This window comes from Phocaeicola sartorii JCM 17136 = DSM 21941 (genome assembly GCF_054653615.1).
The window spans coordinates 587,578-612,339 of sequence record NZ_BAAIFW010000005.1 but is presented as its reverse complement, the minus strand read 5'-3'; the positions used below and the strand labels follow the sequence as shown (position 1 = coordinate 612,339).

Annotated in this window: 25 protein-coding genes and 3 pseudogenes; 16 read left to right on the top strand and 12 right to left on the bottom strand. The window is 39.1% G+C overall.

The genetic code is table 11. The features are described from left to right. Position 1: 1 nt before the first annotated feature. Genes ACYQ0C_RS02610 through ACYQ0C_RS02585 form a run of 6 tightly spaced genes read right to left on the bottom strand, consistent with a single transcriptional unit; the run spans position 2 to position 3,971 of the window. Positions 2-661: a 2-C-methyl-D-erythritol 4-phosphate cytidylyltransferase gene (locus ACYQ0C_RS02610; RefSeq protein ID WP_016275489.1), complete on the bottom strand. Its 660-nt coding sequence runs from the start codon at positions 659-661 to the stop codon at positions 2-4. Continuing rightward, a complete protein-coding gene (locus ACYQ0C_RS02605) occupies positions 658-1,209 on the bottom strand; it encodes a DJ-1 family glyoxalase III (protein ID WP_016275488.1) in 552 nt (183 codons plus the stop codon). The genes ACYQ0C_RS02610 and ACYQ0C_RS02605 overlap by 4 nt, the downstream gene beginning before the upstream one ends. A 3-nt stretch (positions 1,210-1,212) precedes the next feature. After that, positions 1,213-2,106 carry a TonB family protein gene (locus tag ACYQ0C_RS02600; RefSeq protein WP_016275487.1) on the bottom strand — a complete coding sequence of 298 codons (894 nt, stop codon included), beginning with the start codon at positions 2,104-2,106 and terminating at the stop codon, positions 1,213-1,215. Between the two features lie 9 nt (positions 2,107-2,115). Next, complete coding sequence (locus tag ACYQ0C_RS02595; RefSeq protein WP_016275486.1) at positions 2,116-2,535, bottom strand: ExbD/TolR family protein; 420 nt, start codon at positions 2,533-2,535, stop codon at positions 2,116-2,118. Between the two features lie 6 nt (positions 2,536-2,541). Beyond that, positions 2,542-3,258: a MotA/TolQ/ExbB proton channel family protein gene (locus ACYQ0C_RS02590; protein ID WP_016275485.1), complete on the bottom strand. Its 717-nt coding sequence runs from the start codon at positions 3,256-3,258 to the stop codon at positions 2,542-2,544. Next, a complete protein-coding gene (locus tag ACYQ0C_RS02585) occupies positions 3,255-3,971 on the bottom strand; it encodes a pyridoxine 5'-phosphate synthase (protein WP_016275484.1) in 717 nt (238 codons plus the stop codon). Before ACYQ0C_RS02585 ends, ACYQ0C_RS02590 begins: the two co-directional genes overlap by 4 nt. 118 nt (positions 3,972-4,089) lie before the next feature. Here ACYQ0C_RS02585 and ACYQ0C_RS02580 point away from each other — a divergent pair, with 118 nt between their 5' ends. From ACYQ0C_RS02580 to ACYQ0C_RS02545, 8 genes and pseudogenes are all read left to right on the top strand, one after another. Beyond that, positions 4,090-4,962: an NAD kinase gene (locus tag ACYQ0C_RS02580; protein WP_025019515.1), complete on the top strand. Its 873-nt coding sequence runs from the start codon at positions 4,090-4,092 to the stop codon at positions 4,960-4,962. A 388-nt stretch (positions 4,963-5,350) separates the two neighbouring features. Next, positions 5,351-5,734, top strand: coding sequence for a DUF1573 domain-containing protein (locus tag ACYQ0C_RS02575; RefSeq protein ID WP_016275482.1), 384 nt, complete (start codon positions 5,351-5,353; stop codon positions 5,732-5,734). Continuing rightward, the gene (locus ACYQ0C_RS02570; RefSeq protein ID WP_016275481.1) at positions 5,731-6,423 is read left to right on the top strand and encodes a bacteriocin fulvocin C-related protein; all 693 of its coding nucleotides are present in this window, start codon (positions 5,731-5,733) and stop codon (positions 6,421-6,423) included. The genes ACYQ0C_RS02575 and ACYQ0C_RS02570 overlap by 4 nt, the downstream gene beginning before the upstream one ends. A 63-nt stretch (positions 6,424-6,486) precedes the next feature. Beyond that, complete coding sequence (locus ACYQ0C_RS02565; protein ID WP_016275480.1) at positions 6,487-7,323, top strand: TlpA family protein disulfide reductase; 837 nt, start codon at positions 6,487-6,489, stop codon at positions 7,321-7,323. Continuing rightward, the gene (locus tag ACYQ0C_RS02560) at positions 7,316-8,995 is read left to right on the top strand and encodes an O-antigen ligase family protein (protein ID WP_016275479.1); all 1,680 of its coding nucleotides are present in this window, start codon (positions 7,316-7,318) and stop codon (positions 8,993-8,995) included. Before ACYQ0C_RS02565 ends, ACYQ0C_RS02560 begins: the two co-directional genes overlap by 8 nt. Further along, a pseudogene (locus ACYQ0C_RS02555) lies at positions 8,988-9,257 on the top strand (NAD kinase); the annotation flags it as partial. The gene ACYQ0C_RS02560 and the pseudogene ACYQ0C_RS02555, both read left to right, overlap by 8 nt. Next, positions 9,244-9,402: a hypothetical protein gene (locus tag ACYQ0C_RS02550; RefSeq protein ID WP_159106277.1), complete on the top strand. Its 159-nt coding sequence runs from the start codon at positions 9,244-9,246 to the stop codon at positions 9,400-9,402. The pseudogene ACYQ0C_RS02555 and the gene ACYQ0C_RS02550, both read left to right, overlap by 14 nt. 25 nt (positions 9,403-9,427) lie before the next feature. Next, complete coding sequence (locus ACYQ0C_RS02545) at positions 9,428-10,741, top strand: acyloxyacyl hydrolase (RefSeq protein WP_016275478.1); 1,314 nt, start codon at positions 9,428-9,430, stop codon at positions 10,739-10,741. Between the two features lie 36 nt (positions 10,742-10,777). Here the strand turns inward: ACYQ0C_RS02545 and ACYQ0C_RS02540 are convergent, their stop codons facing one another. The 5 genes and pseudogenes from ACYQ0C_RS02540 to ACYQ0C_RS02520 all read right to left on the bottom strand — a co-directional run bounded on the left by ACYQ0C_RS02540 (position 10,778) and on the right by ACYQ0C_RS02520 (position 13,137). After that, positions 10,778-11,389 carry a DJ-1/PfpI family protein gene (locus ACYQ0C_RS02540; protein ID WP_016275477.1) on the bottom strand — a complete coding sequence of 204 codons (612 nt, stop codon included), beginning with the start codon at positions 11,387-11,389 and terminating at the stop codon, positions 10,778-10,780. 59 nt (positions 11,390-11,448) lie between these two features. After that, a pseudogene (locus ACYQ0C_RS02535) lies at positions 11,449-11,616 on the bottom strand (ClbS/DfsB family four-helix bundle protein); the annotation flags it as partial. Between the two features lie 43 nt (positions 11,617-11,659). Next, positions 11,660-12,004, bottom strand: coding sequence for a DUF3795 domain-containing protein (locus ACYQ0C_RS02530; protein WP_025077126.1), 345 nt, complete (start codon positions 12,002-12,004; stop codon positions 11,660-11,662). Between the two features lie 238 nt (positions 12,005-12,242). Continuing rightward, positions 12,243-12,653, bottom strand: a complete 411-nt coding sequence (locus ACYQ0C_RS02525; RefSeq protein WP_016275476.1) for a hypothetical protein — start codon at positions 12,651-12,653, stop codon at positions 12,243-12,245. A 19-nt stretch (positions 12,654-12,672) separates the two neighbouring features. Next, the gene (locus ACYQ0C_RS02520; protein ID WP_016275475.1) at positions 12,673-13,137 is read right to left on the bottom strand and encodes a hypothetical protein; all 465 of its coding nucleotides are present in this window, start codon (positions 13,135-13,137) and stop codon (positions 12,673-12,675) included. A 321-nt stretch (positions 13,138-13,458) separates the two neighbouring features. Here ACYQ0C_RS02520 and ACYQ0C_RS02515 point away from each other — a divergent pair. The 8 genes and pseudogenes from ACYQ0C_RS02515 to ACYQ0C_RS02480 all read left to right on the top strand — a co-directional run. Beyond that, positions 13,459-14,049 (top strand): annotated as a pseudogene (locus ACYQ0C_RS02515) (MobV family relaxase); the annotation flags it as partial. Between the two features lie 150 nt (positions 14,050-14,199). Continuing rightward, positions 14,200-15,165: a hypothetical protein gene (locus ACYQ0C_RS02510; protein ID WP_016275473.1), complete on the top strand. Its 966-nt coding sequence runs from the start codon at positions 14,200-14,202 to the stop codon at positions 15,163-15,165. Next, the gene (locus tag ACYQ0C_RS02505; protein WP_016275472.1) at positions 15,156-16,175 is read left to right on the top strand and encodes a 3'-5' exonuclease; all 1,020 of its coding nucleotides are present in this window, start codon (positions 15,156-15,158) and stop codon (positions 16,173-16,175) included. Before ACYQ0C_RS02510 ends, ACYQ0C_RS02505 begins: the two co-directional genes overlap by 10 nt. Before the next feature lie 11 nt (positions 16,176-16,186). Further along, positions 16,187-18,376 (top strand): hypothetical protein, encoded by a 2,190-nt coding sequence (locus tag ACYQ0C_RS02500; protein ID WP_016275471.1) that lies wholly within the window; start codon positions 16,187-16,189, stop codon positions 18,374-18,376. Beyond that, positions 18,363-19,415, top strand: coding sequence for a DUF1848 domain-containing protein (locus ACYQ0C_RS02495; RefSeq protein WP_032941366.1), 1,053 nt, complete (start codon positions 18,363-18,365; stop codon positions 19,413-19,415). The genes ACYQ0C_RS02500 and ACYQ0C_RS02495 overlap by 14 nt, the downstream gene beginning before the upstream one ends. Positions 19,416-19,420: 5 nt before the next feature. Continuing rightward, positions 19,421-20,020, top strand: coding sequence for a CFI-box-CTERM domain-containing protein (locus ACYQ0C_RS02490; RefSeq protein ID WP_016275469.1), 600 nt, complete (start codon positions 19,421-19,423; stop codon positions 20,018-20,020). Positions 20,021-20,154: 134 nt separating this feature from the next. Then, positions 20,155-21,822 carry an RNA/DNA-binding domain-containing protein gene (locus ACYQ0C_RS02485; protein WP_016275468.1) on the top strand — a complete coding sequence of 556 codons (1,668 nt, stop codon included), beginning with the start codon at positions 20,155-20,157 and terminating at the stop codon, positions 21,820-21,822. 120 nt (positions 21,823-21,942) lie between these two features. Then, positions 21,943-22,224: a helix-turn-helix domain-containing protein gene (locus ACYQ0C_RS02480; protein WP_016275467.1), complete on the top strand. Its 282-nt coding sequence runs from the start codon at positions 21,943-21,945 to the stop codon at positions 22,222-22,224. A gap of 941 nt (positions 22,225-23,165) precedes the next feature. Here ACYQ0C_RS02480 and tnpC read toward each other — a convergent pair. Beyond that, positions 23,166-24,731: an IS66 family transposase gene (gene tnpC / locus ACYQ0C_RS02475; RefSeq protein WP_459976805.1), complete on the bottom strand. Its 1,566-nt coding sequence runs from the start codon at positions 24,729-24,731 to the stop codon at positions 23,166-23,168. Between the last annotated feature and the right edge of the window lie 31 nt (positions 24,732-24,762).

Here is a 24,762-nt window from a genome sequence, read left to right as displayed (position 1 = left end):
TTCAAATTAAGACTTCCGCTATTTTCAAATCAAAAGGGGTGGTTAATTTTATATTTTCTCTATTTCCCGGCACCAGGCAGATTTCTCCGCCCATGGCTTCCACTACAGAAGCATCATCGGTAAAGGTATCCGTATATTCCTGATTGTATGCCTCTTTCAGCAACTGTATATCAAAGACCTGCGGAGTCTGGACCAGTTTATAGTCGCTGCGCGGAACAGTCTCACTTCCCGGCTTCGTAAGGTGACGCACGGTCTCCACCACATCAATTACAGGAACGACCGCTTTCTTAGTCTGCGCCGCCTCATAGCATCCGGCTATCACTTCCCGGGAGACGAAAGGACGGACACCATCATGAACACCTACCAAGCCCTCCCCCGTTACGTATGCCAATCCATTCTTGACGGAATGGAAACGAGTCTCTCCCCCATCGGCAATATCATGAGGCAAAGTGAAATGATACGTCACACAAAGTTCTTTCCAGTAAGCCTGCTGGCTCACCGGAAGAACTAATATACAATGTATAGAAGAATCAAAAGCGTAAAAGGCCTCTATGGTACGCATCAGCACGGGCCTGCCTCCCACAGGCAAAAACTGTTTGGGAATATCGCCCCCCATGCGCAGCCCTTTACCTCCCGCTACTATAATGACATGCCTGTTCATTCTTCAATCATCATCCCCTGCTTCAGTTCCTTCACCTTTTCTGCACCGACATATTTTTCCGCAATAGCAAATGAGAATGCCATAGCAGCACCGGGCCCTTTGCCGGTAATGAAATTGCCGTCCTTCTGCACTAAAGCGGCCGTATAGTCAGCACCCTCCAGGTATTTTTCAAAGCCCGGATAGCAAGTTGCTTTCCTGCCTTTCAACAAACCACGCTTTCCATATACCAACGGAGCGGCACAGATGGCAGACAACGGACGTCCGGCCTCGGCAAATGTCCTGATCAACTTACCCAGACCTTCGTGAGCATCCAGATTGGTCGCTCCGGGCAGACCGCCGGGCAATACAATCATCTCCACCTCCTCTTCTTTCACTTCTTCAAACACCCTGTCGGCTATTACCGGAACACCATGCGCACCGTTTACGGTCAGCACACCTGTCACAGAAACGGTCTTTACAGGCAAGCCTGCACGTCTCAACACATCTACCGGGGTCAGCGCTTCCACTTCCTCGAAGCCTTCTGCCAAAAATACACAAATTGTTTTCATAAGCTACTTCAGTTTAAAGTAATATGTAATAGTACCTGTCTGGTTATTCACTCCGTCCACTTGGTTAAAGCGTGCCTTACGGGCAGCCTCTTCCGCTGCCTTCCGTAACGAAGCGTTCACTGTATTGGTACGTTTGTTGATACTGGTGCTTATCACCTGCCCTGCGGGATTCACGGTGATAGTCACCACCACCCGTCCCTCATCCTGCACATTATAGACAGGCATGGGCAAACCGCCACTACCCAACGAACGTCCGTTAAGGTCGAATGTTCCGTAGCCGCCCACTCCGCTGGACTTACCTTCCGAAGAATTTCCCGTCGGGCTTCCCTCCAAGCCGGAACCTGTGGTACCGGTTCCTTTATTTCCCATCTGGGTTCCCTTGCCGAAAGCACCGGCTATCTTCTTCGCCGCCGCTTCCGCCGCCGCCCTTTCGGCCGCCGCTTTCTTCTCTGCTGCCGCCTTTTCAGCCTCGGCACGCTTCTCGGTTTCGGTTTTCTCTTTCGGCTTTACCGTCTCTTTCTTCGGCACATCCTTCTTGGGAGTTTCCTTCTTAGGTTTCTCTTTTTTAGGAGTTTCTTTTTCAGGCTTCTTGTCGGGAACCGCCACTGTCTCCTCTTCTGTCTGGGTGATGATTTCCTCTTTTGTCTCGACAGGAGGAACCGTTTCCGGTTCGGACACATCAGGAGCCGGAGCCTCAGGCTCATTCATTATATCCACATCCGTCAGCGTATAAGGGTCGGCATTCCCTTGAGAAAGCTCCGTATTTCCCAACATAACAGGGACACCCCCTTCTTCTTGAACCTGCGGACGACGGATAACAATCACCAGCAGCAGGATAAGGAGAAGTATATGCAGTACAGCCGTACCAATCAGTCCTGTTATCTTATTTTTCTTCATGCTTACAGCTTAACGTTTCTTCTCAGGCGGACGCGTAGCCAGCACCATCTTGAAGTGATTTTCATTAGCAATATTCAGCACCCTTACTATTTCGCGGTAAGGCACGGCCTCATCCGCATAAAGGGCCACATACATATCGGGTTCCTTCTCGGCACACCTTTGCAGGAATGCGGGCAGTTCTTCCAAGTCTATCGGCATTTCATCCTCATTGCCGAAAGCGGTATAGAAGTTCAGCTGCTTGTCTATGATTACCCGTGTGAGCGGTTTCGCCGAAGTCTGCTGCCTGCCTTGCGGGAGCAGTACCTTGATGGCATTGGGCGACACCATGGTGGAGGTAATCATGAAAAATATCAGCAACAGGAATATGAGGTCTGTCATAGACGCCATACTGAAGTTGGGTGATATTTTTTGTCTTCTTTTTAACGCCATATACTTTTATTTTTGAACCGGTTCATTCAGCAAATCCATAAAATCCATGGTACGGGCTTCCATCTGGCCGACTACCTTATCCACACGCACCACCAGATAGTTATAAGCAAACATGGCTGCAATACCCACTATAAGACCACCCACGGTAGTAATCATCGCCTCGTAGATACCTCCCGACAGCAGCGTAATATCAATATTGTTTCCGGCATTGGCCATTTCCCAAAAAGCGCGCACCATACCGGTCACCGTTCCTAAAAAGCCAAGCATGGGAGCACCGCCCGAAACCGTAGCGATAACGGGGAAACCATTTTCCAATTTTGCCACTTCAATGTTTCCGGCATTCTCTATGGCAGCCTGCACATCGGCAACGGGACGCCCCATACGCGAAATTCCCTTTTCAATCATCCGGGCAGAAGGGGTATTGGTAATGCGGCAATAATTGATGGCCGACTTCACCTCTCCGGTACGGATATAATCCCGGATACGCTCCATAAACAAAGGGTCTTCCTTACCGGCCTTGCGAATATAGGCAAGGCGTTCAAAAAAGATATAAAAACACGCTACGGACAGCAGAGCCAGCACAAGCATGATCCATCCGCCTTTTACCGCCATATCCCAAAGGTTCATCTGAGCCTCTCCCGAAACGGGTGTCAATACGGGATTACCCCCGGTAAGGGTATCCGCCAAGGCTGCCTGTGCAGCCAGTAAAGTGATATTCATCATGAACGAAGACAATTTTTATATTCTTCAATAGTTTGTTTTAATCCCATATAAAGCGCGTCGCTTATCAATGCATGACCGATAGACACCTCGTCCAGCCAAGGAATATGCGTATGCATATATTTCAGGTTTGCCAGACTAAGGTCGTGGCCTGCATTCAGCCCCATCCCCAAGCTACGGGTCACCTTCGCCGCTTCTATAAAGGGAGCGATGGCTGCCTCGGGGTTCTGGGGAAACAGCGTAGCGTAGGGTTCCGTATAAAGTTCCACCCGGTCGGCCCCCGCCTTGGCGGCATATTCTATCATCTCCTTGTCCGTACCGACAAAGATAGAGGTACGGATGCCTGCCTGGCCGAACGTATCCATCAGTTCGGTCAGAAAAGAAAGGTTCGCCTTGGTATCCCATCCGGCGTTAGACGTAATCTGATCGGGCGCATCGGGTACCAGCGTTACCTGATGAGGTTTTACTTTCAGCACCAGGTCAACGAACTCCGGTGCGGGATATCCTTCGATATTAAACTCTGTAGTAAGCAACGGACGAAGTTCGTACACGTCGCTACGGCGGATATGACGTTCGTCGGGACGGGGATGTACAGTGATGCCTTCGGCACCAAACGTCTCACAGTCCAAGGCTACTTTCACCACGTCCGGATTGTTACCTCCCCGGGCATTACGCAAGGTGGCTACCTTGTTTATATTTACACTTAACTTTGTCATCTTGGCAATATATTATTATCTTTGCAGTTCTGATGTGCAAAGTTAGCAGGTTTTATTAAAACCTGGTCCTTTTTGACAAACAAAAGATTTATAAAATTAACTAATGAATATACGCCCAATGAAATTCGCCCTTTTCGGAAACACTTATCAGGCCAAGAAATCGGCTCATGTGGAACGCCTGTTATCCATTCTATCACAGCATAACGCCGAAGTTCACATCTGCCGTGAGTTCTACCAGTTTCTGACAAACGACCTCAAGATCAACATCCGTCATGCCGGTGTTTTCGACGGGAACAATTTTGAAGCCGACATGGTGCTGAGCATCGGAGGTGACGGTACTTTCCTGAAAGCCGCCAGCCGTGTGGGTTCGCGCAACATTCCCATACTGGGCATCAACACCGGGCGGTTAGGTTTTCTGGCCGATGTCTCCCCTGAAGAGATGGAGGACACCTTCAATGACATCTACAGCGGAAACTACCGGATAGAAGACCGTAGCGTATTGCAGGTATCCTGCAAGGAACAGGAACTGAAAGGTTACCCTTTCGGGCTGAACGAGATAGCGGTACTGAAGCGTGACAGTTCTTCCATGATTTCCATCCACACGGCCATCAACGGGGCCTATCTCACCACTTACCAGGCGGACGGACTGGTCATTGCCACTCCTACCGGCTCTACCGCCTACTCGCTGAGCATCGGCGGACCTGTGATCGTGCCACACAGCAACACCATCGCCATCACCCCGGTTGCGCCACACAGTCTGAACGTACGCCCCATCGTGATCAACGACGACTGGGAAATCACACTGGATATAGAAAGCCGCAGCCACAATTTCCTGATTGCTATCGACGGACGAAGTGAGACTTGCCGTGAAGGCAGCCAACTCACAATCCGCAAGGCTGATTATAAAATAAAGGTAGTCAAACGGAACTGCCACATCTTTTTCAACACGCTCCGAAATAAGATGATGTGGGGAGCCGATGGCAGAGGATGATTAAATCAATCTGATATGAAAACTCCTTTAGAGTAGAAAACATTTAATCAAGTGAGGGAACGCATTAAACAGACTATATATGCATAATAATTCCGCCCACATCAGGTTTTGAATATGTGTATTCCAATAAAAATTATAAAAAATAATAAAATAGACACATAAGTTCTACAACATTGAAATAATAGAATAATTAGCATTACATTTGCAAAACCAATATGACAACTACACTAGGTTAAAAAAATCTGTAAACCTATTCAGTTTTTGAATATTGTTGAGTGAACTAATCCTGTAACAACAATAGAAGTTGTCAACTAAATGTCCAACACCTATCAAACAAGAGCAAGTTCTCAATTTAGAATACTGTTTTTAATATAAAATTATTGTAATTATGTTATTTAGAATCGTATTTGCATGCATATTAATTGCAAATAATTTAAACAATGCTTTTTCACAAGAAAAGGCCTATGTTGAATGGGGAAAAAAGACACATGATTTTGGACAGATTGATACCAAAAACTCAAAGGTCGTATTTGAAGAATTTTCCTTTAACGTAAAAAGTAATACTCCTTTTGTTATCCACAAAGCATCAGTCTCTTGTGGATGCGTAAGAGTAGAATATCCCAAGCATCCCATAAAAATGGGAGAAAGAGGAAAAATAAAAGTCTATTATGATTCTAAAAATCAAACAGGGCGTTTTGATAAACGTATTTTTCTAGAATCAAATGTAGATAAAGAAGTGTGTGTGCTAAGAATAAAAGGAGTTGTTAAATGATTAATATGAAAATTATGAAGAAAAAATTATTTTTTTGTGCTTTATTGTTTATGACAGTCATCCTTTCCGGATGCCAAAATGAAGAAACCTATAGCTGTAACCAAGAAATTGATGAATGGGTACATGACAATCTCAACGAAATTAGAGCCATGAGCCGTAGTACATGGAACGATTTGGATGAAAGTGTAAAACGTGCAACATTCCGTGCTTTTACTCAACAACAAAAAATAAACTTCTGGAAAGACAAACTAAATGAAGTTCTGCAAATGGAATGGAATGATGAAGAAAAGGCTCACATTGCTATCATTCTTAACTATATTGATGAGAATCCGCAAATATTTGACCGGACAAAAGAAAGAACAGATGAGGAACAAGAAGAAATAGATATCTTTTTTTATAAATGGGTGGAAGATGCAAAAGCACAGCTCAATTGGGATATGCCACTAATTACAGGTATCGTTGCTACCGGAAACACATTAGTAGATAAATCCGGAAAAATTCGTATATCTACACAATCCAGAGCTTTAGTCAAATCAAGTGGAGAAGAATGCGACTGTGAAATAGATCAGTATATGAGATGGTGTCTTACAATGGACTGTGAAACATCAAGAACTGGATGTAAAGCAAGTGAAGATGGCTGTGGCTTTTTCTGGGATTACCCATGCGATGGAACATGTGGAGGGGTTTAAAAATAGAAACAGAGCAGACAGGGCTAAAACACTCTGTCCGCTACATAAAATAAAAGATACGCTATGAAAACTTTTTTCAAAATATTTCTTTATTCATTTGCAACATATATTATTTTTTCCCCTATTCGTTCAGTTTCTTTTCGGTGGGCGACAGTGGCAGGGAGTATTCTTTATGTACTACTAACACTATGGATGCTAAAGAAATACTCCAATCAAAAAAGACGGATGATTTATGGTGCTATTTTTACAGGAATGGCATTCATCGAGTTACCGCTAAGAATTGTAGATTTTGCGGGTACAGAAATTTCTTTTATATACTGTCTTTGCATTCTATGGGCATTCATCACGACAATACTAGCGTACGAATACAAAAACAAGATTTTAATCATTATAGGGTGCTTGATATGGCTATTGGGAATAACAAAAGTTGCAGACAGGTGGGCTGAAATTTATAACTATGGAAAGCTTAATAAAGAACAGACATTGAATGTTGCTGATTATTCCATTGAGGACAGCAATAAAAAATTTAAGCTGAAGGAACTAAAAGGCAAATATATAGTATTGTATTTTTGGGGAAGCCATTGTTCCAGCTGTTTCAAAAGTTTTCCTAATCTACAAAAAATGCATGAAAAGTATAAGAACGACTCCACCATCATCATTGCATCAGTTTTTCTCAAAAATGACAGAAAGGATGAAGACATAAAAACCGGACAGAAACTTATTACGGATAGGGGACATGATTTCACCGTATTTGCAACAGATTACGAAAATCCTTTATTGGATTGCATAGAATTTCATGTTGTACCTACCATCCTCATCTTGGACGAATATCACAATGTGATTTTCAGAGGTTCGCTAAATTTCGCGAGAACAAAATTAGAAGAACTGTTACATGATTAAATCAGAATCTTTTTTCTATCTTCTGATAATTGCAGGGACAAGCCTACCAGTTTATGAAGGACTTGTCGAACCGACAATAACCATTAAATGGATTGCATTTCAATTAATTATATTAATTGGGGCAATCCTATTTATAGGAAGAAATATCAAAAAGAAGATTTTATGTAATGTAGATGCAATATATATTTGTATTACATTAGCTATATTTTATATAACAATCAGAGCTTTCATAGCCTCACCACATCATATTTCTTTCATTTACAATTTCATTAGCTTTTGGCTGATTTATTCTTTCTTCATAATCAACAACAATTCTCTGTCAAACTTAAAGATAAATAAAATTCTTTTACTTACAGGAGTTATCTTATCTGTATGGGGCATCTCACATTTTATTAAAAACAACACTTTTGTTACAGGAAGTTTTGATAACCCCGCAGGGTTTTCAATCTCATTGTCATGCATATTTCCTTTTGCATGCGAACTCATACAGAAAACCGCATCCAAAAGAATGAAGATCTTATATTATATAGGAGCTTTTATTATTTTCTCATCCGTTCTTGCTTCTCAATCAAGAACTGGTATAATAGCATGTACAGCCGTACTTTCTTTTTTTATTTTCCGGCATAAAACCATCACACAATCATTATTAATTTGTCTTTTGTTAGTTGTTGCCATTTTTTACAAGTCCGATTCAACTAATGGACGGATATTCATTTATAAGACCTCCATTTCTATGATAAATGAAAAGACAATATTATGTGGAACAGGAAGTGGAAGTTTCAAGCGCGATTATATGAACTTCCAAGCAAAAGTATTTCAGAAAGATAAAGATAGTAAATATGCTATGTTGGCAAGCAATGTATTTCATCCTTTCAATGAATATCTATTAGTTTTGATAGAATATGGCTTGTTGGGATTTATCATATTAGCGATTCCCATTATTCTTCTATTTACCAGTAAAGAAAAAAAAGAAGAAGCCGAGCTATGTTTATTAGTCATCATGATATGTTCCTCTTTTTCCTACCCCTTCAGATATCCATTAGTATCATTCTTGCTAGCCTATAGCTTATCCTCTTTCAGAATGAAGAGAGTTTATAAAATGGAAACGTCTATTTATTGTATAAAATATTTCATAATAATAATATGCTGTTATGGCATTTATAATATTTTCAGTGATGCTTTCAGCCAATACACATGGAAGAAACAAATACGAAATGTGTCTTTTGGCTATTTTGAAAAAGCATATTTGAATTACAAAGACTTGTATAATAAAATGTCTTATAATCCCTATTTTTTGTTCAATTATAGTTCCGTTCTTTATGATAACATGCTATATGATGAAAGTCTAGAGATAGTAAGAAAATGCACTAAATATCTAAATGACTATGATATTGAAATGTTGTTGGCAGATAATAACTGGAAGTTAAAAAATTATCCAGAAGCCGAAAGACATTATTTAAAAGCATCATACATGTGTCCGGTTCGTTTTATTCCTCTTTTCAAACTTTACGAGCTGTACAAAGAACAAAAGAGAACAGACGAAGCCCGATTATTGGGAAAAGAAATATTGGAAAAGCCTATAAAAGTTTATTCTTCAACGATAGAGAACATAAAACAGAAAGTGCAATCTGATAATATCCAAGATCGTGGAGTGAACATTACAAAACCATAGCGCCATCACCCCGGTTGCGCCACACAGCTTGAACGTACGCCCCATCGTGATCAACGACGACTGGGAAATCACACTGGATATAGAGAGCCGCAGCCACAATTTTCTGATTGCTATCGACGGACGAAGTGAGACTTGCCGTGAAGGCAGCCAACTCACAATCCGCAAGGCTGATTATAAAATAAAGGTAGTCAAACGGAACTGCCACATCTTTTTCAACACGCTCCGAAATAAGATGATGTGGGGAGCCGATGGCAGAGGATGATATTGCAATTCATCCTCAAAATAGTTTAAATAGTGGTTATCAAGGTTATACAAAACCTTTTTATATCCAACAAATTTCTTTTTTCAAATACTATGCTTATATTTGTGCCACAAACAAAAAATCAGACCATACTATAGATCAATAAAAAACACAAAAACATCACACGGAGTATGAAAGGCACAATACAAAAATGGAAAATCATGATACTTCTGAGCGTATTGCTGTTCGTAAGTAACATGGCTTTTGCCGAGGACGAAACTAAAAACAATACAGAGGGAAATCCTGTAGATACAGCATTGGTTACCTCTTCCTCTGTCCAGACGAATATTCCCAATCACCTCTTTGTAGATTCCTTGTCATTGAGACGCCACTTTATCCATCGCATCGGCCTGGAAGCGCGCCCCGGATACATATTCCCCACCAGTTCTTTTTTCAGAGGAGAGAATCTGGACAACAGGCCCATAGAGAACTCCCTGTCGCTTCACTTGAAATACTCGTTCCAGTTTCATCCGAACACCTATACCGACCGCATTTACAGAGGCGCCTATCAAGGTATCGGCGTGGCCTATTATAATATGTATGAGAAGCAGCAGTTGGGCAACCCGCTTACCGTCTATTTGTTTCAAGGAGCACGCATCACCCGTTTCAACCAACGGCTGTCGTTAAACTACGAATGGAATTTCGGAGCCTCATTCGGCTGGAAACCTTATCACAGTGATTTGAACCCTTATAATAAGGTGATAGGTTCGAAAGTAAACGCCTATCTGAACACAAATTTCTATTTCAACTGGATGCTCTCTCCCCAATTCGATTTCACAACCGGGGTGGCAGTGACGCATTTTTCCAACGGTAATACTAAATTCCCGAATGCAGGACTCAATTCTATCGGACTAAAGGTAGGGTTGGTTTACAATATCAATAGAAAAGAAGAATATTTTACAAAACCCTTATATCAATCACCCGTACCTAAATTTCCCCGTCATATCAGTTATGACTTAGTATTGTTCGGTTCATGGCGCAGAAAGGGAGTAACGATTGGCGAAGGACAGATGGTTGCCTCTCCGGAGGCTTATCCGGTGCTGGGATTCAATTTCGCGCCGATGTATAATTTCGGATATAAGTTCCGTGCAGGCATTTCATTGGACGGGGTTTATGACGGCAGTGCGAATGTGTATAGTCCGGACGGATACGGCAACGAGTTCCTCAAGCCGTCTGCAGGCAAGCAACTGGCACTGGGGGTTTCGGGACGTGCCGAGTACGTGATGCCTTATTTCACCGTAGGCATAGGATTGGGTACCAATGTGATTCATGCAGGCGGAGATTTAAAATCTTTCTACCAGATCTTGGCGCTAAAGATAGAAGTTACGCGCAGCTCATTCCTTCATATCGGATATAATTTGCAGGATTTCCATGACCCTAACTATCTGATGCTGGGATTCGGGTTCCGTTTCAATAACAAATATCCTACTTTTCACAGACGGTAGAATGACGACAATCACCTATATATTATTTCCATACAATTATTGACCGGCACAAAGCAAGCAGAAGCCTTGTTTGTTGAACTGATAATACATTTCGATACGCTCCGGCGTATCATTCTCAAGCAACAGTAAGAGTTCTTTAGCAAATTCAAGGGTTGCAGACCCGTTTGCCGTCACAATATTCCTGTCACTGACCGCTTGGGCGTGGATATATCCAGCTGGATTTGTATAACAGTCTCCTCCCCAAAGCTTCAATTGTTCCAGACCGTTTCCTGTATGCTTTACCTCATTGAGAAATCCGCACTTTGCCATAAACGAAGCCCCGTTGCATATAGCTCCGACAACCTTGCCCTTCTCAATGGCCTGTTTGACAATCGGCACAACCTGTTTCGCAACAGTTGTATTCCATCCGAAACCGCCAATCAGCACCAATGCGGCATAGTCATCGGGCATCGTTTCAAACGAATAATCAGGTAAAGTCCGGAAGCCACCGATAGATTTTACAGGTTCCATTGTCGGAGCAACAACCTTATTGACATACTTCGGATTCTCTTTCAGCGCAAATTCATCGGAAGCGACAGCTTGTGAAAGATAGACAATCTCATGCGCTGCATAATCCGGCAGAAGGATATATAAAATTTCGTTGTTCATCTATTTTGTTTTTATTGTTTCGTATTCTTTTTTCGATGTATTTTCAGTTTTTTCAAGGCCTAATCATAGTGAGCACTTGCAGTACTGATAAAACAGGAGGCGAGTGAGGTTGTTCCAGTCCAATTGTAATGGGCTTTGCCGAACAATCCACTATCGGTTAAACGCCCTGCCAGATCTAATACCTGTCTATGTCTGTCTTTGAACTGGTCCATCGCATCGTCGGTGCTATTCTTGGCATTCCTCCCACATTATTCCTCATACTTCTTGGCGTTATTTCTTCTGCATTGTCTGACATTTACGTTTTGTCATTTCTTCTGCAAAAGCCTGTTCGTCATGCTCCCTGATGTAGCGGATACAAGCAGGACGATCTGATTTGAACAGAAAAGCGAATATCTTTCCGATAAGATTGGAATATGTCTTACACTCTGTCACATCCTTACAGCATTCAGCACAGGAATGGAAGCCATGCCGATGGACACAAGTTCTTATTTTACACCATGAAGCTTTCTCGTTGAGCCGACAACCTGGACATTTCTCCGCAAGATACTTACGGCATGCGCCACAGTAAAGACCGCACGCTGCTATAAGCTGTTTGTTTGCTTCAATATTCTTCATATACATAACACTCTATCCGATAAAACAGAGAGCATATCGCTTTTTTTATTAATATGCCTCGGGCATGAGTTGCCTCATACCGAGTGCAAATTTACTTATTTCCATTGACAATCTCTTACAAATAAGTGATTTTCTCATTTTTCTACATTACAATTATTATATTACAGTTTCATTTTATCAAAATAAAATTCGTGTGCTATTTATTAAAAGCTACAATAAAATATCTATTTTTATTAGCTCATGGTTCTTTACAGAATCCCCGATAAACCCATAAAAAGACCAAATACATCATTGCGATTAGCAAACATGCACCAACTCCAATGCCATAATTTCCAATAGAATCACATTCTACGATATCTATTAAATCAGTAGAAAAAAACCATTGTGAATTCAATTTATCAAAATAGTAGAACCGCCAGTTTCCAACTTCTATAAATAAAGAAACAATTAACCATAAGACGAATAATAACCTATTAACACCTTCTGCAAACGGAAATATTTTTTTATTCTCTATAAATTGAGGTATAGGATTTCTTATAGGAGATTCAAAATACTTGCTAGAAGCTTTCTTGACTAATTGCCCTTTTCCATCTCGTCTCAATGGATTTTTATTTACATCCATTCCTTCTTTAATTTCTTCAATCTTCATTATTATGCAAAATAACTTATTACGATTTTAAAGAGAAAAGAAAAACAAATATGCTTATGATAAAACATACAACACCTGCAATTTCCCAAAACAATTGTTTTTTTTCAAATACTTCCACAGATGGCCATTCCTTTTCAAACCAAGATATTTTATTACCCCGAAAACCATAGTAAAAAGAAAAGCTGACAGCAACCACACCACTCAGTAATATCATAGGTGTAGGCATTGCTGATGAAGAGAATAATCTAAGGACTAAATAACAAATAATAAGATGAGGTCTTTTATTCCATATTCCCCATATAGGCCATAATCCAAAAGCCCCCCAATTAAACGAATTTATATTAGAAGGAAATCTTCTTTCATCAAATGTCACTCTAAAAATCTTATTACAATATTTACATTTCAATATTGCAGAATAGTCGTCATTTACTTTTTGAACTTTTAGTTCCCCCTCACAATTAGGGCATTTACCATAGTCTTTCATTTTGTTACTATTTACCCCTAGTTCCCAAAGAAGTATTTATACATAAAAAAAAGCGTGGAACTGCAATATATGATATTAGGGAAGACAAATAAAGGTCAAAATGAAAAGAAAAGCCAAACATCTGCAAATATAACCGTTGATATACTGCATTTTATGCGGTATCAGATTCGGGAACGACTTTTTAATTTGTCTTAATCCGTTGCAGGTTTCTTCGGGATATATGGGAACATATACGGGAATTTATTTACCTTTGCGATGTGAATCAAAAAGCGATGCCGATGAAAGTTTCCGTCTATCTGAAAAAATGCTCCACCGAGACTTCGACTTAATAGACAGATTAAGGCTCTTCAGGCAGAAAAGGCACGGTTGCAGGAACAACATAAATCAGGAATCGAAAAGCTGCGGAACAGCTACCAGAAAGAGATAGACGCAGCCATCCGCAGGGCGGAAGCCGCCGAGCGGCAGTCAGAAGAGAAAGATGCCGTTATAGGCAGGCAGCGGAAACAGATAGACTTGCTTGACCGCAAGGCAAACCCTCAGCGTTATAGCCTCTCATCCGGTGCCGAGCTTGTCCGAATCAGCGTGTCCAACTACCGGAATCCGTCGCTCCACATCTGGACACGGGTCGGAGAGAAACTTTTTGAGGACACCAAGTTCCATATAGACTATGATGTGGCCCAAAGACATTTCAACGGGCAAATCACGGACGAGGAGTTTGTCAACGCCGTCTTCGAGCCGCAGGAACAGGTAAGCGTAAGGCAGGCTGAACTGTTGGAAGTAACTTTTACCCTTGCTGCCGGTGGACAGGCAGAGGTTCATGTCAGCACAGGTTCTGGTAGTTCATCTTCTGATTTGATGTGGGGTGAGAAGAAGCATGATAATAATATGACTTCATTCAAACGAAAACGATAACAAATGGCGTTGTTTTGTAGGCAGATAATCTTTCTCACAAAAGAATTGCAGCTTTTCTGAGATTTTCTAGTGAGTCTGCAATCCTTTTTATATATTTGTGTCCAAATATTGACAATTCACAAATACTACAATAGATAAAAGAGAAGTCTTATGGATAATAAATCTGTTATACTTCCAATATGGCTTGATAAAATCATCTTTGACGATTTTGAGGCTGTCTATGAACCACGCCCTATGGAGGTGGTTTATAATCCAGATCAGCCATATGAATTTATAAAATTGTATTTGGGAACATATTTCCCTAGAAGTTTTGCTGAAGTTTATAGCATTTTAGCCTCTCTAATGACAAATGACAACTATAAACAATCATTGTATAATTTACAAGAAATCAATGTGCTAGATTTTTGTTGTGGGACAGGTGGTGAAATTATAGGTTTACTTGTTGTATTGAGCGAAAATCTTCCTAATCTAAAACGTGTAAATATAAATGCATACGATGCAAATCCTGATGCAATACGTTTTTTATATCATCTTACAGAGTCGGTAGAAAGGGCACCAGAATTTAGACTTGAAATACATATCAACCCTCAATGTATTTATGTCGAATCTGAACAGGAAATACAGGAGGTCATAAATGTGTCAAATATGCAATATCATTTTATGATGTCTTTTAAAGCTATAAATGAATTTGTACAACATGGAACTTTTAATGGAAACAATCCATATGAGTTGATAGCTTCGTATTTTTCCCCATTGCTTAAAACTAATGGAATCTTTATTATTTCTGATGTTACAACAAAAGTAGATAATGGGACCTTGTATTATCCACAAATGATGAATAGCGGAATAAATAGATTTCTAAAGAACTCACAGCAATACAAAAGCATTGTGCCCAATGCTTGTTATCATTATGAGAACCAGTGTTCCGGTTGTTATATGCAAGATATTTTTTATGTATCCCATAGAGAAAAGAATAATGATATAAGTAAAATCGCATACAGAATCATTTGTAATAAATCATTTGCTCAGGAAGTAATGGCAGGATATCCATCAAAAACATGTCGTGCAATAAATCCGATGGCAGATAAAAATACACCTTATAACTTATGGCACTAGATAATCTTACACCAGACAAAGACCAGCAGATAATCATCAATATGTCTGCAGAACGAACCGCAATAGTTAAGGGAATTGCAGGTTCTGGAAAATCGTTGACTCTTTTAAAGAAAGCCAAGCAAGTTTCAACGCTAACTAGTTCATATGCAATTATAGTATATACAAAATCACTAAAACAATTTTTTGTTGACGAATTGGCTGAAATTGGACAAAATGAAGGTCATGTATATTATTTTGAAGAATGGAAACGTTCTTCAAAACCTCACTTTACATATATGTTCATAGATGAGTGCCAGGACTTTAATGCTGATGAAATTGCAGATTTTAAAGATCATGGAAAATACTGCTGGTTTTTTGGGGATTCTAATCAATCAATAATGGAATTCCCAAACCATCCTGTCCAAAGTGTAGAGGAAACGGCTAAACAATTAAGAATTCATCCACAAGATTTGTGTATTAACTATCGTCTCACTATTGAAAATGCTAAGGTTGGTGAATATATACGTCCCGCATCTCGTTTGTCATTTGCATGTATCAAAAATGGTCCAAAGCCACGTTTAATACGAACCACATCTCAACTTGATAAAATAATAGAATATATAAATAATGGTGGTTTAACCGATGTGGGCATTCTTGTGTATTATAATCATCAAGTTACTATGATTCGAGACTATCTTGTGTCAAGAGGAATACCTGTTCAATGGAAGACACGCGATAATATGGACATAGATTTCAAATCAACAAGTCCTAAAATAATTACTTGGCACTGTGCTAAAGGATTACAATTTAATGATGTATTTATTCCATGTTGTGGGCTTAATGAATTCAAAAATTATGTCAACTGGGACATAGATCCAATGGTTGAAAATGAGTCTGCATTATATGTAGCGACAACACGTCCATTGGAAAACCTTTATCTTTTATATACAGATAACCTGACGTCCAAATTACCAGCACCAGATTCCCATATCTATGCAGGGAACGAAACTGGCGCCAATGGACCATTCTAAATATATACTTTATGAAATTCTATATACCAACATCAAGTTTAAATATGGACAATTTACTTCAATCTGAATGTATTTTGCCTATATCACATTATGTTCAACGGCTAAGTGGGTATAAATTATATGAACAAATAGAGGAACTTCGTCCTTTCAACGCTATCGTATTATTTAAATATCCAGTTCAATTTACGATTAACGACGTTGGACGCTATAATTATCCAGTGCTTATTGAGTTTGAAGATGATGTACAAACTCAAGATTTTTATGAAAACGAAATACAAGATGGTGTTTGTATTTGTTCTCATACTCTGAATCTGACCCCTACAAATTGCTGTTTCTATTTTTTCTCTGAGCAAGCATATAAAATTACTTTAGTAAATACCCGAAGTAATAAATCCATCAAATACTATAATAATTATTCTATAGTCCCAAATGCCAATAAGCTTGAAGCAAGACAACTTCCGAAACTTACGTCTATTCCACATTATGAAGTAGGAGTATTTGAGGATGAAATTATTGATAAACAAAAAGGTGTATTATATGCATATCTCTTAGGAGAGCAGAAATCTGTTAATCATGATTTAGCGGTACAATTAAGGCTTACTCAAGATATATACAACATATTAACCAGTCTTATTTCTACTCCTTCATCTATAACTGTTTTTGGTGAGAAATTATTATTTTTGTTAGATGAATATAAGAAAATTGATTTAACAGAGAGGAATAGTACAGAACAATTTGAAGTTAACTTGAAGAATGAGTTGGGAAACAGATTTTATTTCCTTAAAGAATGTTTAATTGGATTTCTCAAGAATATAAATTGTTGGGATTATATATTTACCTCTTTATGCAAAAAATGGGGATGCTATTTCCTTCCCCAAGTTTCAGAGCTACATACTAAAAATGATTATTTAAGGCTTCGATCTGACATTGAAAAGAGAACAGCATACGCAGTTAATGTCTTCCAAAAAAGTCTACCCCCATCTACTTTGAATGATATTTCAATGAATGGAAATATTATTTCAATTTCTAATGCTCCATTGGTTAATGCCGTTATCGATTATGTAATAAAAAATAAACAAACAGTAGAAAGGTTATATGCTAATCGCCTTGGCTTTTATATGGGAGTGATGGAGACCATTGTACCTATATTAAAGGGACAAATAGGTGAAATCAATTGGGAGAAGTCTAAAGAACGAGCATACATAAATAATTTACATGCATTTATTAACGATCCAGCCATCCATTTTGGAATAAATAGCATTGATAACATTGAACTCAAATCTATAGCTGCATTTATATTAAAAGGTCAGAGTTTCAATGATTGTATGGCTTTGTGCAAAATGGCAGAATTTGAGAATTATCGTTATATTCTTTCATTGTGGGGTAGTTTATGTGGTTATTTGGAAATGAATAAGGATGCGTTATCCGATATTCTTAACATGTCAACATATTCACTCATATATAAAAAATTATATGGGAAAAACATGGGAATTTTGTCTCATGATATTGCCAATTCTAATTGCAGCTCAGAAGAAATTGAAAAACAATCTTGTAAGTTTTCAAAGGAAGAATTATCTTTTATTCTAGAATCAGTAAACTTCAAGGAAGTCTATCAATTTGTAAATAAATTAGAATCGGTTTTATCCGTTTCATCAAAACCTATAAACGAGTGTTTTGAAGATGCTATTAATGAAACGTTATCGAAGAAAGCCAAAAAACAAAAAGAGTTAGCTTGCTTGTCCCTAAGAATCTATCAATCTGTAGATAATTATGATGCAATATGTTCAATATTAGAAAAGGCCAACTTGACTAAGACTGCACAAAAAAATATTTTGAGACATTTTGGTCATAACGAAGAGAAGAAAGACAAAATAAAGAAACAGGAAACTCCTTCGTTATTCCCCGAAATGAATACACCAACTTCTATAACTAATCAAAACACATCAAATTGTTTGCCTAATATTCCGTCCTTTGTCGGATTAGATAAAAAAGTGTTAAGACGTCTCGAGCAAAATTGGTCATTTACAGCATCAAAATATCCTAACAGCAAAGAAGAGCACATACGTTTCTTTGTAAATCTTTGCAAGAAAGAAGGCCTTTCAGGAAATGTAAAAGGACCAACTTCCTTAACATATATATTCACACAGGAAATGGCATATAAAGTTGAAAAAGAATTATTAGCATACTATGATATTCGATAAAATTACAATAAAGAATGACTTTGGCATGATTGTAGAGGCAACAGCTCCTGTTATCATTTCAGCAAGTCGTTCTACAGATATACCAGCTTTTTATTCCAAGTGGTTCTTTAACCGCTTGGCAAAAGGTTATTGCGCTTGGTACAATCCTTTTAACCAGCAAAAAATGTATATCTCTTTTAAGAATTGCAAAGTGATAGTATTTTGGACAAAAAATCCAAAACCTATTCTACCATATTTGCATATCCTTGATGAAATGGGAATACACTATTATTTCCAAGTTACATTGAATGATTATGTTAATGAAGGATTTGAACCTAACGTAGCATCTGTTGAAGAAAGAGTCGAAACATTTAAGCAATTATCTCAAATGATAGGTAAAGAGAGAGTGATATGGAGATTTGATCCACTTATAATCACTTCATCTATAAGTCCAAGAGAATTGCTTAAAAAAATATGGAATGTCGGCAATAAACTGAAAGGATATACTGATAAATTGGTTTTCAGTTTTATAGATGTAAAAGCATATCGAAAAGTTCAAAATAATCTCGTAAAAGAAACAATGTTCTTTACGAAAGAGGATGTTGAAAATGCCGAAGCTAGCCATGCTCAGCGAATAGAAATTGTTGAAGGCCTTCAGAAAATCCGATCCGTTTGGAAAGAACAAGGATGGAATGTTGAAATGGCAACTTGTGCAGAAGATATAAATCTAGAGTCTTATGGCATAGAACATAATCGTTGTATTGACGGTGAACTAATGAAACGCATATTCTCTAATGACAAAGAATTGGTTTATTATCTTCATACATTAAAATGGCCGGAAAGAGATATGTTTGGGGAACTTCCACCAATTCCATCAAAGACGAAAAATGTGAAAGATTCCGGACAGCGTAAAGCCTGTGGGTGTATGGTAAGTAAGGATATTGGAATGTATAATACTTGTCGTCATTTCTGCGTTTATTGCTACGCAAATACCAGCAAAGAATGTGTTTTAAAAAATGCACTCAAACATAGTGACGAAAGTGAAAGTATAATAGAATAGTTAATATGTCAATAGAGTCAGAAATCAAACAGGCCATTACATATAAGTATGACATTGAAATCAAATATGAAAAGTACAATGGCGAAACTTCCAAACGAAAGGTGAGCAATATTTCATATAACAATGATTATAAGGATTATGGATACAACAATGACCATATTAAAGGTTATTGTCATCTTAGAAATGAGGAAAGAACGTTTCGAATAAGCAGAATTACAGCAGTTAGAGTGCTTCCCTTAGGGGAGTGGGTATCAATTCATTCTTTGTCTAATTTCAATATATCCTCTTCAAAATACAGTTATTCATCAAATAAATCGTCAAGTGAGAGCAAAATTTCGAGAAGTTCGTCTAATGAAGGATGCTATATTGCCACTATGGTTTATGGCAGTAATGAACATCCTCAAGTCATGATTTTAAGATGGTATAGGGACAATGTACTGCAAAAGAATTTATTGGGCCAATTGTTTATTCGTACATATTATTTTTTCTCTCCAAAACTTGTAGCAGTTCTGAAAGGACATGACAAAATTAACAGGACGATAAGATATATTCTAGACAAACAAATACAGAGGATTAAGAAATATAGAATCAACAAGAAAAAATAGTATCAACATCTTAAAAATATGTCCATGAAGTAAGTAGTCGATATTGTAATCATAACTATTTTACTTTGGAAAATCATTAAATTAGCTAATCTATCAAGAATACTATTTGAATAGGAATAACATATTAATTTAATATGACTGAACTCGAATTACAACAATACCTTCTCTGCGAGTACCCGCAAGAGAATACACGTTGCGAATGGAAAGAATTTAAGAATCTCAAGAATTCTTTCTGTGGAAATGAAAAAGATGATGTGATATCCTATGTATCGGCCATTGCCAATATGGAAGGTGGACACCTGGTGATTGGTGTGCACGACAGAACATTGGAGATTGTCGGAACGGACACATACAATTATGATAGGCAAAAGGCAATATTGCGACTGACGGAAAGATGCGTAAATCTTTCAACAGAAGGCTTGGATATAGATGAGTTCATCACGGATGACACCAACCGTAAAGTATGGGTTATCCATATTCCTAAACATCTACCTAAACGCCCCGTGTTTGCTCATAATAAAGCATGGCAGCGAATTGAGGATTCTCTCGTAGAAATGACAGCAGAACGTATGAGTGCAATTCTTGATAAACCGATTTTTAGCGAAACGGATTGGTCGGCACAAATTGTATTTGATGCAACGATTGACGACCTTAATGAAGTTGCCATAGCCAAAGCTCGTATGATGTTCAAGAAAGTACACAGCAGAATACCTGAAGCCGAGGTAAATGCATGGTCTGCGGAAACATTCTTAAGAAAATGCGGCATAATGAAAAACGGAGGAATCACTCGTGCAGCAATCATTCTTCTTGGTAAATATGAAGCAGCTTTCAAGTTGCGTCCAGCTGTTGCACAAGTGACTTGGACAAGGCGAAATGAAAAACAGGATGTTGTGGATTACGAACACTTCACCGTGCCATTTATATTAACCGTAGATGAGATTTTATCAAAGATTGAAAATCTGACAATGCGTAAAATGCCGGGAGGCACACTCTTCCCTGACACGATGAAGCAATATGATGACTATACCATCCGCGAGGCACTTCATAACTGTATTGCGCATCAAGACTATACGATGCAGCAGCGAATCAATTTTGCAGAAAATCCAACTTACCTTTATTACTCCAATGCAGGGAGTTTTATTCCTGGCACTTTGGAAAATGCTTTAACAAATGAAGAACCTCAAGCATATTTCCGCAATGAATGTCTTTGCAGGGCAATGGTTGATTTCAACATGATAGATACAGTAAGTAGAGGTATCAAGAAAATGTTCAATGAACAATGGCGTCGCCATTTTCCAATGCCTGATTATGAAATTGATGCTAAAAACAGAAAAGTGTCAGTACGCATTTACGGTAATGAGATAAATAAGCAATATACTAACTTGCTCAAAACAAACGATTCACTGACCTTGTGGGACTGTATATCATTAGATGCGGTTCAGAAAGGAAGGACTATTCATGAGGATTTTGCACAGGATTTATTGAACAGAGGGCTCATTGAGGGTGAAGCTCCCGATTATACAATCTCTTTAGGGGTTGCAAAAGCTACTCGTCAACTGCAAGGTTATACCAGACAAAAGGGACTTGATAAGGAGAAAATCAAACAGATGATTTTGCAGTATCTTAAGAATGCCGGCACAGATGGAGCGAAACGTGATAGCATTTATGAATATGTCAAAGATGTAATGCCACAAGTCAAGACACACGAACAGCAATTGAGGCTATTAGGTGATATACTTAGTGCGTTAAGTGCCGATAAACTTATTTATGCGAAAGGACGGATATGGTTCTTAAAAGAATAGTCATAACGGAAGATTGTGACGGTTTCCTCCAATTATAGCGGAAATTATAACGGATTCTGTCATATTATAGCGGACAATAATAATCCGGTTAATTCATGTCAAACTTGTAAATTGAAAAGTATGTTATTAGGAGAAAGAATAAGAGAATTAAGAGCAGAGCACGGAGTACTGCAAAGACAGTTGGCAGCCTTGCTTGAAATAGATACTCCGATGTTCAGCAAAATAGAGCGCGGAGACAGACGAGCTAAACGAACACAAGTAATACAATTGGCAGAGTATTTCAAGATTGATAAGAATGAACTTCTCACCCTGTGGCTAGCAGACAAAGTATTAGATGCGGTAGAAGATGAAGACGAATTAAAACATGATGCAATTGAAGTCGCACAGAAAAAAATAGGCTAAAACTTACATGTGTTGGGAATTATATGGTATCATAGCCATATAATTCCCGATATTAATATTTGATATTCAGTTGATTAGTTTGTAATATTGTGTTCAAGCGTGGAACTGCGTGTCACTACTCGTTCTAGAAAGCCCTGAGAAAACCTGAAAACACCAAATAATGACAGCATTCCCACGCTGGAAACCAGCGTAGGAAACATACTGTGTCATTCTTGGGTTTTCTTGAAAATTTCTCAGGTTTTCTAGAACAAGAATAAGCACGACGCTTCTTACAATATCTTCATAAAAAATTGAGTTAGCAGACTCTTCACTATCTCACCTACAAAACTATTAAAAATAAATGAATAAACAAAAAAGTAAAAGAATATTTTGAGAAATAACCTCAGTGCCAGGACCTCACCTCGGATTTATCATTATACAATCATTCGGCTGTAAGTATATACATAAAGAATATAGAAAATTACGGCTATAGCATATTTGACTACCTATACGTTTTCCTCATGGGATGTATTAATATACCCATAATCCAAACAAAACATTCCTATACCAAGAATCTGCAAATCCTGCTACAAGATTCCGAAAAACTTGCTACAAGAGTTGCCACATCTTGCGGCAAGTTTTCAAGATCTTTCTAGCTTCCTTTTGATATACGTATCCATCTTTTGAAGAGAAATATCCCTCTCTTGGAGAATGCCCCAAAAATCCTTCAGAAGTTTCAGCCTCCCCACAAACGCCCTGTTCATCGGCTTTTCGGCTGACAGATTGATGCGCTGAGATCCTTCAACCGCGCAGTTCTTTCTTTCAGCCGTGGTCAATAAATGTATAAAGGTGAATCCGAACACCGATAGAGAACCAAACAATACAGCATCGCTTACCCTGCCACGTAAGCGTCTCCGCGATTCTATATAGTTTGCTAAAATAAAAAGGCTAATGCTCCCTTTTTATCCATTAGCCTTTTTCCATCTGTCAGGAAGCAGTTCCATGTATTTTTCAAGTGGTGTGTTCGGTTGCCATTCAGCTGTTCTGTTTATCACATCCGTGAGATATTCAAACAGATTCACTTTATGCATCCTACAGGTGAGTGCTATCGTGTAGAGTATGGCGCCCCGTTCGGCTCCCTTATGGCTGCCGAAGAACAATGAGTTTTTTCTTGATAAGGATATGTACCGGTTCATCCGTTCAACTATATTGTTGTCCAGGTAAGTGTCACCATAATTAAAGATGTCCACCACGGCATTCCACTCCTTGCGAAGATAGGTGATAGCTTCTTGTAGTTCGCTCTTTGGTAATAAATCCCCCCGCTCTTCTATTTCATCAAACACATCTTTTATTTCTCCGAGTATGTCCGGCGCATACTTTTTTCGATGCATAAGATTCTGTTCTACCGTCCATCCGTCAACCCCAACTTTATGCTTATGCTCGTTTTGATAAAGTGTGTTTATCAGCTCCACGATTCTTTTTGCATCCGGATCATTCTCACCGCAATCTATAAATTTCCGTTTTATATGTTGCAGGCACGGGATGCGTGTGATATGGGGATAAGCATCGCTTTCGAGCTTCCGGTAAGGTGAGTAGCCGTCGCTTTGTATGATACCTTTGCAACCGCCCAATTCGTTAAGAATAACTCTTTCAGATCGGGAGCCGTCATCATAGAGCAGGTATATCATCCTGGTGTTTATGCCCACAACCACCCAAAGGTATCCCTTGCGGACTCCTTTTCCCTTACTGTTCTTTTCCGGGACGAGTATTTTGTAATAGGTTTCGTCGGCTGCCTTATAAGGATCACTCAAAGCCGTCTGCCGGATACACTTATAAAGATTTTCAAAGAGGCCTGAGGCTTTTTCTATCAACTTATGAGCCGTAGGTTTCTTCAGCATAAAGCCATGACTTTCGAAGTAGTTGATGATTCTTTCAACTGGCAGCGATTGTATATAACGTAATTCCATCAGCCCGGCAATGAATGAGCCGTCATAGCTGGAATTCAAGAAAGCCGAGACCGGGGTCTTTCCCTCAAAGAGACGACCGTCTTGCGCATAGGTGTGTATCTTGTAGACGTGCTTGATGAAGCGCATGGGTACACATTCATAGCGGACGCATATTCTGGGAGTGGTAGTAAACAACCGGGCTTTATTGATGTCAAAATCGGGATCATCAGGATAAACGACATGTTCTTCTTCCTCCATCTCATAATGCATGTCACGTCTGGCACCATTGTTCTTTCTGGCTTTACGCTTATCCGCTTTTTCAGCTTCTCTCTTCTGCCGCTCTTCCACCGGCAATGCAGGTTGAGGGGGTTGCTGCTGTTCGGATGTGTTGGATACAAGTTTGGCGAGCCCCTTGGCAAGGCGCTGTTGTTTGCTAAGAGATTCGCCTTTTTGAAGGAGTGCCTCTTTAAGGGAAGAGACCTCCTTTATCAAATTATCTATCTGGTCCAGGAGTCTGTTGTTGTCATCCCGTAATTCCTTGATTTGCTCCTTCAATAACTCTATGATCTCATCCTTTTTCATGGCATAAAGATACGAAAAATCAATGAACTGA